Source organism: Polaribacter uvawellassae, from assembly GCF_039748955.1.
GTDB lineage: Bacteria > Bacteroidota > Bacteroidia > Flavobacteriales > Flavobacteriaceae > Polaribacter > Polaribacter uvawellassae.
In genome coordinates this window covers 489,444-504,979 of record NZ_JBDIZN010000002.1, presented here as the reverse complement: position 1 = coordinate 504,979, position 15,536 = coordinate 489,444, and the positions used below count along the sequence as shown (strand labels likewise).

Annotated in this window: 11 protein-coding genes; 6 read left to right on the top strand and 5 right to left on the bottom strand. The window is 33.0% G+C overall.

The features are described 5' to 3' along the window. Positions 1-56: 56 nt before the first annotated feature. The 5 genes from gyrB to asnB form a co-directional block, all read right to left on the bottom strand. Entirely contained in the window at positions 57-1,994 is a 1,938-nt protein-coding gene (gyrB, locus tag ABDX67_RS06675) for a DNA topoisomerase (ATP-hydrolyzing) subunit B (protein ID WP_347174181.1), read from the bottom strand. Between the two features lie 335 nt (positions 1,995-2,329). Then, the gene (locus tag ABDX67_RS06670; RefSeq protein WP_347174180.1) at positions 2,330-3,028 is read right to left on the bottom strand and encodes a CPBP family intramembrane glutamic endopeptidase; all 699 of its coding nucleotides are present in this window, start codon (positions 3,026-3,028) and stop codon (positions 2,330-2,332) included. A gap of 22 nt (positions 3,029-3,050) precedes the next feature. Then, positions 3,051-3,620 carry a magnetosome magnetite crystal formation protein family gene (locus ABDX67_RS06665; RefSeq protein WP_347174179.1) on the bottom strand — a complete coding sequence of 190 codons (570 nt, stop codon included), beginning with the start codon at positions 3,618-3,620 and terminating at the stop codon, positions 3,051-3,053. Positions 3,621-3,779: 159 nt separating this feature from the next. Next, a complete protein-coding gene (locus ABDX67_RS06660; protein ID WP_347174178.1) occupies positions 3,780-7,232 on the bottom strand; it encodes a pyruvate carboxylase in 3,453 nt (1,150 codons plus the stop codon). Between the two features lie 93 nt (positions 7,233-7,325). Then, the gene (gene asnB / locus ABDX67_RS06655) at positions 7,326-8,990 is read right to left on the bottom strand and encodes an asparagine synthase B (RefSeq protein ID WP_347174177.1); all 1,665 of its coding nucleotides are present in this window, start codon (positions 8,988-8,990) and stop codon (positions 7,326-7,328) included. A gap of 419 nt (positions 8,991-9,409) precedes the next feature. Between asnB and ABDX67_RS06650 the strand changes: the two genes are divergently transcribed. The 6 genes from ABDX67_RS06650 (at position 9,410) to trpB (ending at position 15,468) form a co-directional block, all read left to right on the top strand. Beyond that, positions 9,410-10,801, top strand: a complete 1,392-nt coding sequence (locus tag ABDX67_RS06650) for an anthranilate synthase component I family protein (RefSeq protein WP_347174176.1) — start codon at positions 9,410-9,412, stop codon at positions 10,799-10,801. 56 nt (positions 10,802-10,857) lie between these two features. Continuing rightward, positions 10,858-11,436 carry an anthranilate synthase component II gene (locus ABDX67_RS06645; RefSeq protein ID WP_347174175.1) on the top strand — a complete coding sequence of 193 codons (579 nt, stop codon included), beginning with the start codon at positions 10,858-10,860 and terminating at the stop codon, positions 11,434-11,436. A gap of 109 nt (positions 11,437-11,545) precedes the next feature. Next, positions 11,546-12,532, top strand: coding sequence for an anthranilate phosphoribosyltransferase (gene trpD / locus ABDX67_RS06640; protein WP_347174174.1), 987 nt, complete (start codon positions 11,546-11,548; stop codon positions 12,530-12,532). A 119-nt stretch (positions 12,533-12,651) separates the two neighbouring features. After that, positions 12,652-13,440, top strand: a complete 789-nt coding sequence (gene trpC, locus ABDX67_RS06635) for an indole-3-glycerol phosphate synthase TrpC (protein ID WP_347174173.1) — start codon at positions 12,652-12,654, stop codon at positions 13,438-13,440. Positions 13,441-13,583: 143 nt separating this feature from the next. Further along, entirely contained in the window at positions 13,584-14,225 is a 642-nt protein-coding gene (locus ABDX67_RS06630; RefSeq protein ID WP_488168662.1) for a phosphoribosylanthranilate isomerase, read from the top strand. Positions 14,226-14,283: 58 nt separating this feature from the next. Next, on the top strand, positions 14,284-15,468 hold the full coding sequence (gene trpB, locus ABDX67_RS06625; RefSeq protein ID WP_347174171.1) for a tryptophan synthase subunit beta: 1,185 nt from the start codon (positions 14,284-14,286) through the stop codon (positions 15,466-15,468). The last annotated feature ends 68 nt before the right edge of the window (positions 15,469-15,536 follow it).

Below are 15,536 nucleotides of genomic sequence, written 5' to 3'. Positions count from 1 at the left end.
AAACACACCTTTTTAGGTGTGTTTTTTGATAAAAATACGACAAATGCCGTAGTTTCTTAAGCGTCGATATTAGCATATTTTGCATTTCTTTCGATAAAATCTCTTCGTGGTGGAACTTCGTCTCCCATTAACATAGAAAATACTCTATCAGCTTCTGTTGCATTGTCTATTACAACTTGTCTTAGGGTTCTAAACTCAGGATTCATAGTTGTGTCCCATAATTGCTCAGCATTCATTTCTCCCAAACCTTTATAACGTTGAATAGAAACTGAACCGCCCATTTGTTGTGCGATTAAATCACGTTGATTGTCATCCCAAGCATATTCTCTTTTTTGTCCCTTCTTTACTAGATATAAAGGTGGCGTTGCAATATAAATATATCCTTGCTCTACCATTTCTCTCATATATCTAAAGAAGAATGTTAAAATTAATGTTGCAATGTGGCTACCATCTACATCGGCATCACACATAATCACAACTTTATGATAACGAACTTTACTTAAGTTTAGTGCTCTTGGGTCGTCTTCTGTTCCGATTGAAACTCCTAATGCAGTAAACATATTTTTGATTTCTTCATTTTCAAAAACTTTATGTTGCATTGCTTTTTCAACATTCAAGATTTTTCCACGTAATGGTAAAATTGCTTGAAAGTTTCTGTCTCTTCCTTGTTTTGCTGTACCACCTGCCGAATCTCCCTCAACTAAGAAAATTTCACATTGAGAAGGATCTGTCTCTGAGCAATCTGATAATTTACCAGGTAAACCACCAATGCTCATCACTGTTTTACGTTGTACCATTTCACGAGCTTTGCGAGCTGCATGACGTGCTTGAGCTGCTAAAATTACTTTCTGAACAATGGTTTTAGCGTCATTCGGGTTTTCTTCTAAGTAATCTGTTAGCATTTCAGAAACTGCTTGAGAAACTGCTGCTGTAACTTCTCTGTTTCCTAATTTTGTTTTAGTCTGACCTTCAAATTGTGGTTCTTGAACTTTTACAGAAATAATAGCTGTTAATCCTTCACGGAAATCATCACCAGCAATTTCGAATTTCAGGTTTTTTAACAAGCCAGAATCATCCGCATATTTTTTAAGAGTAGCTGTTAATCCACGTCTAAAACCAGATAGATGTGTTCCACCTTCGTGTGTGTTGATATTGTTTACATACGAGTGTAAATTTTCTGAATACGAAGTGTTATAAACCATTGCAACTTCAACAGGAACGCCATTTTTTTCTCCTTCAATAGAAATAACATCACTAATTAATTGCTCTCTTGTACTGTCTAAATATCTGATAAACTCAGGCAATCCAATTTCACTATGAAATGTTTCTGAGATAAAGTTACCTTCATCATCTGTGTTACGTTTATCTGTAAGTGTAATGGTAATTCCTTTGTTTAAAAAAGATAGTTCTCGCATACGAGTTGATAAAGTCTCGTAATTGTATTCTGTTGTCTGTAAAAAGATGGATTTATCAGGTGAAAAAGTTACAATTGTTCCTGTAAAATCTGTTTCTCCAATAGTTTTAACCGGATATAAAGCTTTCCCTTTTTCGTATTCTTGTTCCCAAATTTTTCCGTCTTTATGAACTGTAGCTCTTAAATGTTCAGATAATGCGTTCACACAACTTACACCAACACCGTGTAATCCACCAGAAACTTTATAAGAATCTTTATCAAACTTACCTCCAGCACCAATTTTTGTCATTACAACTTGTAGTGCAGAAACGCCTTCTTTTTTGTGGATTCCAACAGGAATTCCACGTCCGTTATCTTTGGTTGTGATTGAATTGTCTTCGTTGATGGTAACATCAATAGTATCACAATATCCGCCCATTGCTTCATCAATAGAGTTGTCTACAACTTCATATACTAAATGATGCAGTCCTCTAATTCCAATATCTCCAATATACATGGATGGACGCATTCTAACATGTTCCATTCCTTCTAATGCCTGAATACTATCGGCTGAATAATCGTGTTTTTTTTCTTCGCTCATTATTTTGAATTAAATTAAACGTTATTGTTACTTCGAGTGATTTCGATTTTTTTCGAAATTGTGTCGAGAAGTCATAAAAAAAATCGCCTAGAAAAGACGAAATCTTACCTAACAAATTTAATCAAATTTTGAGTTTATAAAAAGCGAATTGATGAAATTATGTCTAAATTATCAACATTTGTTAATTACTAAAAAGTGGCTTAAATCGCTTAAAAACGACTTTATTTTTAGTTTTTAACTTTTAGGAGTTGCTTGATTTTTTGAAAATAAAAAAAATCCCACAGAAGCGATATTTTAGCATTTTGTTTGTTGTTTAAAATGACTTAATTATTCTTTTAATCTTTCAGTTTTACATTATAACGTAAATATTGTTTCACAAAAATAAAAGTGATGAAAGAAGGGAAAAGACCTTTGAAAAGTGAAAAGTACAATCCATTCCATTCTGATAATTGTATTCTTGAGGTTTCTGTAAATAAAAGTTCTCCATAAGGTTGAGATTGCATGAAAAATGCAAGTAAAAGATTCCATCCCAAATGAAACCCTAAAGGCATTAATATAGAATTTGTTTTTGCAAATGTGTACGCCCAAACATATCCAGTAAACCCTGTTATTAGAATCACATAAAGTATTGATATAATTCTACCTCCTAACATTCCGTACGAAAAAACATGATAAATTCCGAAGCATAAAGCTGAGATAAGAATCGCTTTTTGTATGCCAACTTTTCTAATAAGAATATAAAGAATCGCGCCTCTAAAAACCAAATCTTCTGTTAAAGCAGATCTTAAATGATACACCAATGCGTTTAAAATAGTTTGATAATGTATTACCGAATTTAACTGCCATTTTACAGATAAAACCAATGTTTCAATATAAATAGTTAATAAACAAAGAAGAATTGTAAAGACAAAACCTATAAAAAACTGAGTGGTTCTTTTGCGGTTTGGAATGATTCCTAAAACAGCAATATTCTTTTTTTCGATGAAATGCAACAGCAACCACGAAACTACTATTATTACTAATAATCCTAACATATTGTGTGAGATTTAAAAAAAGTTAAACTGATTTTGATTTCAAAAAAGGAATGGAAAGCGGATAGTTAAAAGTTCCTTTACTTAAAGCTGACATGATATTTATAAAAGTGGTTATCAACCCAAATAAAACAATTGCTGCGGTTAAAAAGAAATTCATTCCTGGAAACGGAAAAAACAAGAGTAATGATATGATAAAATAGACAGTTATTGAACAATGAAAATTGACAACTGCTCTTCCGTGTGCGTCGTATGTTTTGTTATCATTTGCTTTGTGAATCCAAAGAAATAGTGGAAACAGCATATTTGCAAACGGAATAATTAAACCTAAAAAAGGCGAAGCGTGTAAAAGCAACATCCATTTCCGTTGAATAACTTCTTCATTTGGATTGTCAACAATCATTAAATTTTCTAAGTCGATTTGTAAACCTTCTGCCAACAATTTTACAGTTTGTAAATGTGGTTGTACTTCTTCTTTCTCGACACGTTGTATGGTTCTAATTCCAACCGAAGATGCATCAGAAAGTTGTTCTTGCGTAAACCCTTTTAAAGTTCTTTGGTATTTTAAATTTTTTCCTAAAGATTGATTTTCCATTTTCCTATTTTGATGCTACAAATGTATGATGAACTTCTTGTTTTTAGCACGCCATTTAAATGTCATCGATCTGTCAGTTTCAGTATTTACAGATTGTTCAGCTAATATAAAACAAAAAATCCCGCTTTAGCGGGATTTTTAATTGACAATAACTCCTTTTTATGATAACCGAATAATCAAATCTTCAGAATTTACCATAATGCCTGGTTTTAAAACCACTTCTTGTATTTTTGTAGCTTCATTTGCTGTAATAGTCGTTTCCATTTTCATGGCTTCAATAATAAATAAAGGTTGATTTTTAGTGATTTCTTCGCCTTCTTTCACCAATATTGTGGACAACATTCCTTGTAATGGAGCTCCAATTTCTTTTGGATTTGATTTATCTGCCTTTGCGTGTTCTACTTTATCAATTTTAATAGATGTATCTTTTATTTGTACAGATCTACCTTGTCCGTTTACTTTAAAATATACCGTTACAAAACCATCTTCATTCGGTGCTCCAACAGAATCTAAAGTGATAAGCAGTGTTTTTCCTTTGTCTAATTCAACAATAATTTCTTCGCCAATTTCCATTCCGTAAAAGAAATTCTTAGTTGGCAAATTCATTAAATTGTCATATTTCAAATGTTTGTTATACGAATCTGTAAAAACTTTTGGATATAATTTGTACGATAGAAAATCAGTAATATTAATTGGTCTGCTTAAATCTTGCTCAAATATTTTTTTAAATGCTTCGTATTCAGCTTCAATATCTAAAGGAGCCATGTGAGCATTTGGACGATCTGTATACGGTTTTTCATTTTTCAAAATCAACTTCTGAAGTTCTTTTGGAAAACCACCAACAGGCTGACCTAAGTCTCCTTTAAAGAAACTTACCACTGATTGCGGAAAGGAAATTGAGTCTCCTTTTTCTAATACATCTTGAACTGTTAAGTTGTTGCTCACTAAATATTGCGCCATATCTCCAACTACTTTAGAACTTGGTGTAACTTTTACAATATCGCCAAAAAGCATGTTTACATCAGCATACATTGCTGTAATTTCATGGAATCGGTCTTCCAATCCTAAAGCTTGCGCTTGTGGTTTTAAATTTGAATATTGTCCACCCGGAATTTCATGTTTAAAAACTTCTCCAGAACCTGCTTTTAAGCCAGATTCAAACGGATAATAAAATTCTCTAACGGTTTCCCAATAGTTAGAATATTCGTTCAATGAATCAATATTCAACGGATTTTCACGTTCATGAAATTTTATCATTTCTACAACCGAATTAAAATTGGGTTGCGATGTCAATCCAGATAAACCACCAAGAGCAACATCAACCACATCAACACCAGCTTCAATCGCTTTTAAATAGGTTGCAGATTGAATTGACGAAGTGTCGTGCGTGTGTAAATGAATCGGAATATTAATTTCTTGTTTTAACGCTGAAACCAACTCAAAAGCGGCAAACGGTTTTAATAATCCAGCCATATCTTTAATGGCTAAAATATGTGCTCCGGCATTTTCGATGTCTTTGGCTAAACTTGTGTAATATTTTAAATTGTATTTTGTGTTCTTAGGATTTAAAATATCGCCAGTATAACAAATAGATCCTTCAGCTAAACCTTCCGTTCTATTTCTGACGTGTTCAATGCAAGGAGCAATAGATTTCATCCAGTTCAAAGAGTCAAATATTCTAAAAATATCAACTCCATTTTCCCAAGATTGTTCTACGAATTTTTCAATTAAATTATCAGGATACGCCGTGTAACCAACTCCATTTGAGCCTCGAAGAAGCATTTGTAAAAGCGTGTTTGGCATTGCTTTGCGCAATAACTGTAGGCGTTCCCACGGATTTTCCTGTAAAAAACGCAAACAAACATCAAAGGTTGCACCGCCCCAAACTTCCATACTAAAAATATCAGGATTATTTTTAGAATAGCCTTCCGCTACTTTTAGCATATCAAAAGTTCGCATTCTTGTTGCTAACAAACTTTGGTGCGCATCACGCATTGTGGTGTCTGTATAATGTATTTTATTTTCAGCTTTTAACCACTGAGAAAATTTATCTGGACCTAATTCTGTCAATAAATCTTTTGTTCCCTTCGGATGTGTTGCATTCGCATCAAACTTAGGAACTACAGGTTTTACAAATGTTTTTGTAGGATCTATTTTTTTGACATCAGCATTTCCGTTTACAATGATATCGCCTAAATATGTGACTAATTTGGTTGCTCTATTTCTAGGAGCTTTAAACACAAATAAATCTGGATTTTGTTTTATAAAATTAACAGTTACATCTCCTTTTCTAAAAGTTTCGTGTTTTAAAATATTATCCAGAAAAAGCATGTTTGTTTTTACGCCTCTAATTCTGAATTCAGCCAAAGCCCGACGAACTTTTCTACAAGCTCCATCTAAAGTTCTGCTATTTGCAGTTACTTTTACCAACATAGAATCAAAAAACGGAGACACAATTGCACCTTGATATACAGATCCTGCGTCTAAACGAATTCCGAATCCTGATGCACTTCTGTACGTAGTAATTTCACCATAATCTGGTTTAAAATCGTTCTGTGGATCTTCGGTTGTAATTCTACATTGCAATGCATAACCAGTAACTTTAATAGCTTCTTGATTTGGAATTTTGATTTGTTGATCGGCTAATTTATATCCTCCAGCAATAAACAATTGTGTTTTTACCAAATCGATATTGGTTACCACTTCTGTAACTGTATGTTCAACTTGAATTCTAGGATTTACTTCAATAAAATATATAGAGCCATCATCGTCTACTAAAAATTCAACCGTTCCAATATTATTATAATTTACGGCTTTACAAATATCAATTGCATATTGATAAAGTGCGTCTTTTGTTGCTGGTTTTAAATCGTAAGAAGGAGCAAATTCAATTACCTTTTGATACCGACGTTGTACCGAACAATCTCGTTCAAATAAATGAACTGTATTTCCATAATTATCGGCTACAATCTGAATTTCTATATGCTTCGGATTTTCTACAAATTTCTCTAAAAAAACAGTATCATCTCCAAATGCATTTAGAGCTTCACGTTTACTTTCGTTAAAAGCACCTTTAAGTTCTTCGGATTTTCTAATCACTCGCATTCCTCTTCCGCCACCACCAGAAGCGGCTTTTAGCATAATTGGGTAGCCAATGATTTCTGCTTCACTTAAAGCAGTTTCAATATCTTTTAATGGTTTTTCGTTGCTTCTAATAATTGGAATATTGTTGGCAACAGCTACTTCTTTTGCAGTGATTTTATCGCCAAGCGATTTAAGTACAGATACTTTTGGGCCGACGAAAATAATGCCGTTTGCTTCACATTTTTCAGCAAATTGTGCATTTTCTGATAAAAAACCATAACCAGGATGAATTGCATCTGCACCACATTGAAGCGCAACTTTTATCAATTCATCAATATTTAAATACGGTTTTAAGGGTTCATTATCTTCACCAATTTGATAAGATTCATCTGCTTTGTATCTGTGAAGCGAGTACCTGTCTTCAAAGGTGTAAACACCTACGGTTTTAACGTTTATTTCTGTACAGGCTCTAAAAATTCTGATGGCAATTTCACCTCTATTGGCAACAAGTACTTTTTTAATTTTCATATTGATTTTTTTATGAGATAAAGTTACTGATTTGAGAAGCTATTACAGAATAAAGATTTTAATAATTGTTAACAAGCTTCTTCGTTGTTATTTTTAATACGCATCTGCATGCACCATTTTAATAGCTCTTCCAGAAGGTTCGTTTTGGTTTTTAAAACTTTCGTCCCATTCTAAAGCGATTCTTGAACTACATGCAATTGATGGTTCTTGCGGTACACTCAATGCAGCTGTATCACTCGGAAAATGTTCTGCAAAAATTGAGCGATAATAAAATTCTTCTTTTGTAGTCGGAGTCTGAATTGGGAATCTGAACTTCGCATTTGCTAATTGTTCATCAGAAATTTTAGAATTTACAACTTCTTTTAACGTGTCAATCCAATCGTAACCAACGCCGTCAGAAAATTGTTCTTTTTGTCGCCACGCCACACTTTCTGGTAAATATTTTTCAAACGCTTTTCTGATGACCCATTTTTCCATGCGTTCTCCATTGATCATTTTATCTTTTGGGTTGATGCGCATCGCAACATCCATAAATTCTTTGTCTAAAAACGGAACACGACCTTCAATTCCCCAAGCAGCCAAAGATTTGTTTGCTCTTAAACAATCGTACATGTGTAATTTGTCTAATTTACGAACGGTTTCTTTATGAAACTCTTCTGCATTTGGTGCTTTATGAAAATACAAATATCCACCAAAGATTTCGTCTGCACCTTCTCCAGACAACACCATTTTTACACCCATTGATTTGATAACTCGTGCCATTAAATACATTGGAGTAGAAGCTCTAATGGTTGTGATATCGTAAGTTTCTAAGTTGTAAATAACATCTTTTATAGCATCTAACCCTTCTTGAATGGTAAACTTAATTTCGTGATGAACAGTTCCAATATGATCGGCTACTTTTTGGGCTGCAGCCAAATCTGGCGAACCTTCTAATCCAACCGAAAACGAATGCAATTGTGGCCACCAAGCAGCTTGCGTATCATCAGATTCAACTCTTTTTTCAGCATGTTTTTTAGCGATTGCAGAAATAATTGATGAATCCAATCCGCCAGAAAGTAACACTCCGTAAGGAACATCAGACATTAACTGTCTACGAACAGCCGCTTCTAAAGCATCGTGTAACTTATCAATAGAAGTTTCATTTTCTTTTACAGCGTTAAATTCCATCCAATCACGAGTATACCATTTTTTATATTCTCCGTCTTTGCTAGACAAATAATGTCCAGGCGGAAATAATTCAATTTTTGTACAAACGCCTTCCAAAGCTTTTAATTCTGATGCCACATAAAATGTTCCGTTTTCATCCCAACCAACATATAATGGAATAATTCCCATATGATCTCTAGCAACAAAAAATTCGTCATTTTCAACATCGTAAATTGCAAAACCGAAAATGCCGTTTAATTCGTCTAAAAACGACGTTCCTTTTTCTTTGTATAATGCCAAAATAACTTCGCAATCTGAAGCTGTTTGAAAATTGTAAGAGCCTTCAAATTGTTTTCTTAGCTCTCTATGATTGTAAATTTCTCCGTTTGCAGCTAAAATCAGCTTTTTATCTTCACTAAATAAAGGTTGTTTTCCCGAAGATGGATCTACAATTGCCAAACGCTCATGCGCTAAAATGGCTTTTTCATCACTGTAAATTCCGCTCCAATCTGGTCCTCGATGTCTAATTTTTTTAGCCATCTCTAATAGTTGAGGTCTTAATACTTCAGCTTTTTCTTTTAAATCAAACGCACATACAATTCCACACATAATCTATCTCTTTTTGTAAATTTTATTATAATTATGATGCAAATAAACAATTACTATTGTTGTTATTAAATGTAAATAGTATTAATGGTTTAATAAATATACTTAAAAGGCGAAATTTAAGTTTATTTGTAAGTTTGAGTAGTGCAAATCAGCTAAAATTATATAAATATGTTATCAAGATTAATTTTTTAATTTTTTTGTTTGGTCATTTAAAAATCTATTATACATTTGTAGTTCAATGATGAAAACACAAAACATATGGTGGTGGAACTCTCTTAATCGATAAGTGAGGAAAATCCTATATGTATATAAAACATAAACAAAAAAGGCTTATCTCACGATAAGCCTTTTTTTTATGCTGAATTTATTTCAGCATCTATTGAAATTAATTAACACGATACTGAATCAATTCAGCAACCATGAAAAAATTACAATTTAAAACAACTAGTACAACTCGAATTTCTGATACGGTAACTCCGGTTGGTTTGTATTTAAGATTTAGAGATAAATTTGCCAATTCTTTATTGTTAGAAAGTTCTGATTATCACAGTAAAGAAGATAGTTTTTCTTTTATCTGTATAGAACCAATTATTTCGATGAAAGTAGATGACAATCAATTTGTAATTTCTCAAAAAGGAAAAACAATTGAAAAGCAAACTATTGAAAAAAACTTTTATGAATTGTTTGATAACTTTTCAAAGGCTATTGATTTAGATTGTGAAGCAAAACTAAAAGCATTCAACGGATTGTACGGATATACAACCTATGATGCTGTTCAGTATTTTGAAAACATCAAATTACATGTTAAAGATGCGCCGTCTAAAATTCCGTTGATGCAATACAGTTTTTACCGATTTATCATTGCCATCAATCATTTTAATGATGAAATGACTTTGATAGAAAATGTAGAAGCAGGAGCTAAAACTAGAATTTCGGAAATAGAAACGATTATAGAATCACAAACTTTTAATACACAAAAATTTGAAATTAAAGGAGATGAAACTTCAAATTGCACGAACAAAGATTTTAAAGAATATGTAGTAAAAGCAAAAGCACATTGTAAACGTGGCGATGTTTTTCAGTTGGTATTATCTCGACAATTTCAACAAGAATTTAAAGGTGATGAATTTAATGTTTATAGAGCATTGCGTTCTATAAATCCGTCTCCATATTTATTTTATTTTGATTACGGTTCTTTTAAATTGATGGGTTCTTCTCCAGAAGCACAAATTAAAATATCAGCAGGAAAAGCAACGATCAATCCAATTGCTGGAACGTTTCGAAGAACAGGTGACATGGCGGAAGATATCAAGTTAGGGAAACAATTATCAGAAGATAAAAAAGAAACTGCAGAACATGTTATGTTGGTCGATTTGGCGAGAAATGATTTGAGCAAACATGCAGAACAAGTAAAAGTTGAAGTGTTTAAAGAAGTACAATATTTTAGTCATGTAATTCATCTGGTTTCAACCGTACAAGGAAAAATAAAAGGAAACCCGATTGAAATTGTTGGCGATACGTTTCCGGCAGGAACGTTGAGTGGCGCACCAAAATACAAAGCGATGCAATTAATTGATCAATACGAAAATCAATCTCGTGGATTTTACGGTGGTGCAGTCGGAATTATTGGTTTAGACGGTTCTGTAAACTTAGCCATTGCAATTCGTTCTTTTGTGAGTAAAAGCAATGTGTTGTATTATCAAGCTGGCGCTGGAATTGTCATCCATTCTGATGAAGAAAAAGAATTACAAGAAGTAAATAATAAATTAGCAGCGTTGAAAAAGGCATTGTTGTTAGCAGAAGAAATTTAGTAATCAGTGAACAGTTATCAGTGAACAATTACACACATAAACGATTAAACAATAGTATGAAAATATTAATTTTAGACAACTACGATTCTTTTACCTACAACCTAGTTCATATGGTAGAAGACATTACTGGAAATTTACCAGATGTTTTTAGAAATGATGAAATTGAGGTAGAGGAAATTCAGAGATACGATGTGATTATTTTATCTCCAGGGCCAGGAATTCCGGATGAAGCAGGGATTTTAAAAGAAGTCATTGCAACGTATGCAGGAAGAATTCCAATTTTTGGAGTTTGTTTAGGATTGCAAGCAATAACAGAAGTTTTTGGAGGACAAATTGAAAATATGGGAGAAGTTTTTCATGGTGTAGCCACTGAAATGACGATTATCAAAGATGATGCAACTATTTTTAAAAATATTCCATCAAAATTTGATGCAGCAAGATATCATTCTTGGATTGCATCCAAAGAAAATTTCCCATCAGAATTAAACATAACAGCCATTGATGAAGATGGAGCAATTCAGGCAATTGAACATAAAGAATTTAATGTGTCGGCAGTTCAGTTTCATCCAGAATCTATATTGACTGAAGTGGGAGAACAAATTGTTCGGAATTTTTTAGAAGGAGTTAAATCTTAAAAAAGAACGTAATTCCTGCGAAAGTAGAAATCTTATGAGAGAAAATAAAAAAACAGATTCCTGTTTACGCAGGAATGACATAAAGAGATTGAAATAAATTCAGCATAAAATGAAAACAATATTAAACGATTTATATCAACAAAAAACCTTGTCAAAAGCTCAAGCAAAAGAGATTTTGATAGGCATCGCGGCAGAAAAGTACAACGATGCACATTTAGCATCTTTTATGACGGTTTTTATGATGCGTCCAATTACTGTTGATGAACTTTCTGGATTTAGAGAAGCTTTAAAAGAATTAGCAATACAAGTAGATTTCTCTGATTTTAACACCATCGATATTGTAGGAACTGGCGGCGATGGAAAAGACACGTTTAACATCTCAACTTTAACCTCATTTATTGTTGCAGGAACTGGACAAAAAGTTGCCAAACACGGAAATTATTCTGTGTCATCACAATCGGGTTCTTCTGATATGTTGGAAAGTTTTGGATATGAATTCACAAATGATGAAGACATTTTAAAACAACAATTAGAAGATGCAAATATTTGTTTTTTACACGCGCCAAAGTTTCATCCAGCAATGAAAGCTGTTGGTCCAACACGAAAAGCCTTGGCTTTAAAAACATTTTTTAATATGTTAGGGCCGTTGGTAAACCCGAGTTCACCACAAAATCAATTATTAGGAACTTTTAATTTAGAAGTTGCACGTTTGTACAATTATATGTTGCAGGATGAAGGAAGTAATTACGGAATTGTACACGCATTAGATGGTTATGATGAAATTTCCTTAACTGGAGCTTTTAAATTGTTTAGCAAACACGGAGAACAATTAATTACTCCAGAAGAATTAGGGTTTAAAAACTTGGCACAATCAGAAATATTTGGAGGAAATTCTGTAACTGATGCAGCAAAAATTTTCAAGAATATTATTGAAGGAAATGGGAGTGAAGCGCAAAATAATGTAGTGCTAACAAATGCTGCTTTTGCGTTAAAAATTGTTGATGATAAAAAATCATTTGAAGAAGCGTTTGAGGAAGCAAAAAGTTCGCTTTTTGGTTTGAAAGCAAAAGAAAGTTTGAGTAAAATAATAAAATAAAGTTCTCGATACAATTTTCTCATAAAATCGAAAATCACTCGAACTGACAAACGTATTGTTACATCGAGTGAATTTATGAAGAATGAATAAATTTGTATCGAGATGTAATTAAAATAAAGATGACAATTTTAGAGAAAATAATCGCATTTAAAAAGAAGGAAATCGCAAAAATTAAAGCAGAAGTTCCTTTAAAGAAATTAGTAGAAAGTCCAAATTTTGACAGAAAGGTGTTTTCACTTAAAAAATCTTTGTTAGAAGTTGGTTCAACCGGAATTATTGCCGAGTTTAAACGTCAATCGCCATCCAAAGGAATAATCAATGATAAAGCAACTATTGCCGAGGTTACTAATGGATATTTGGACGCAAATGTTGCGGCGCAATCTATTTTAACGGATACTTCGTTTTTTGGTGGAACGATGGTAGATTTAATGGAAGCAAGAGTTATCAATCAGCAAAAACCAATTTTAAGAAAAGATTTTATTGTTGATGGATTTCAAATTGTAGAAGCCAAAGCAATTGGAGCAGATGTTATTTTATTAATCGCTTCTTGTTTGACTTCTGTTGAGTTAAAAAATTATGGAAAACTTGCGTCTGAACTTGGATTGGAAGTGTTGTACGAAGTGCATACACAAGAAGATTTGGATAAAATCAATGATTTGGACAATAAAATCATCGGCATCAATAACAGAAATTTAAAAACTTTTGAAGTTGATTTGGAACATTCAATCAAGTTGGCAAATCAAATTCCAGATACTTCTGTAAAAGTTTCTGAAAGCGGAATTTCAGATCCAAGAATTATTACGGGACTAAAAGAATACGGTTTTCAAGGGTTTTTAATCGGAGAAAATTTTATGAAAGAAGAAGATCCTGGTTTGGCGTGTCAAGAGTTTATCAGTCAAATTAGATAATATATAAATGTCAGTTCGAGTGAGTTTTGAGGAACGAAAAATTTGTATCGAGAACACATGAGACTTCTCGATACAATTTTCTTTTATCTCGACTCCGCTCGATATGACAGAAAATCACTCGAAGTGACAAGAAAATAGAAAGTATGAAACTAAAAGTTTGCGGAATGAAATACCTAGAAAATATCCATCAAGTTGCGGCTTTGCAACCCGATTATTTGGGTTTTATTTTCTATGAGAAATCAAAAAGAAATTTTGATGGAATCATTCCGGAACTTCCAAAAGAAATTAAAAAAACAGGCGTTTTTGTCAATGCAACAATAGATGAAGTAGTTTCAAAAATAAAGCAACACGATTTACAAGCAGTTCAATTACATGGTGATGAAAGTGTGAATTATATTAAAGAACTAAAATGTCTGTTCGAGCGGAGTCGAGAACTAGAAATTATCAAAGTATTCGGAATTAAAGACGAATTCGATTTTGATGTTTTAAAACCCTATGTAGAAGTTGTTGATTATTTTTTATTCGACACCAAAGGAAAAGAACGTGGCGGAAACGGAATCACATTTGATTGGAAAGTTTTAGAAAAATATCCTTTTACTAAACCATTCTTTTTAAGTGGCGGAATTGGTTTAGAACAATTAGAAGAAATACATCAAATAGGCAAAACAGATTTACCAATTTACGCATTAGATGTCAATAGTAAATTTGAAAGTAAACCAGGATTTAAGAAAATAGAAGAGTTAAAAAAGTTTAAAGAAAACGTCATTATAAGTAAAGCGAAGTAATCAGTTTGATGAAAAAAGGATTGCTTCGTTACATTTGTAATGACAGAAAATAATTCAAATGAAATCAAAATTTCAACCCACTAAAGAAGGATATTACGGTCAGTTTGGAGGAGCATTTATTCCAGAATTGTTATATCCAAATGTAAAAGAATTGGAAGATAATTATTTAGATATTTTATCTTCTGATGCATTTCAAAAAGAATACAAAGATTTGTTGCAGCATTATGTTGGTCGCCCAAGTCCGTTGTATTTAGCAAAACGATTGTCAGAAAAATACTGTGCAACTATTTATTTAAAACGCGAAGATTTAAATCATACCGGAGCGCATAAAGTAAACAATACAATTGGTCAAATTCTAGTTGCCAAACATTTAGGAAAAACGAAGATTATTGCAGAAACTGGCGCAGGACAACACGGCGTTGCAACCGCAACTGTTTGTGCATTAATGAATCTAGAATGTGTTGTGTTTATGGGAGAAACAGACATCAAACGTCAAGCGCCAAATGTTGCTCGTATGAAAATGTTAGGAGCAAAAGTTGTTCCTGCAACAAGTGGAAGTAAAACGCTTAAAGACGCAACAAACGAAGCCATCAGATATTGGATACAACATCCAGAAACCTATTATTTAATTGGTTCTGTGGTTGGTCCGCATCCATATCCAGATATGGTTGCGCGTTTGCAAGCGGTGATTTCTGAGGAAATGAAAGTGCAACTAAAAAAGCAAACTGGAAATGAAAATCCGGATAGCATTATTGCTTGTGTTGGAGGCGGATCTAATGCTGCTGGCGCATTTTATCATTATTTAGAGGATGAAAATGTAGAATTAATTGCTGTTGAGGCTGCTGGTTTAGGAGTGGATTCTGGCGAAAGTGCAGCAACTTCTCAATTAGGCGATGTTGGTGTAATTCATGGAAGTAAAACGATTTTAATGCAAGATGAATACGGACAAATTACAGAACCTTATTCTATTTCTGCTGGATTAGATTATCCTGGCGTTGGTCCTTTACATGCTTTTTTACACGAAACAAAACGTGCAAAATTTATGAATGCTACGGATAAAGAAGCGTTAGACGCTGCTTTTGAATTGACTCTGTTAGAAGGAATAATCCCTGCTTTAGAAAGCGCGCATGCGTTAGCAGTTTTACCAAAAATGAAATTGAAGAAAGAACAAGTTGTCGTAATCAATTTATCGGGCAGAGGAGATAAAGATTTAGAAACTTATATTAATTATTTAGAAGATTAGTTGTCATTCCTGCGAAAGCAGGAATCTCATAATTATAAGTAAAATTAAAAAATAGATTCCCGATTTCT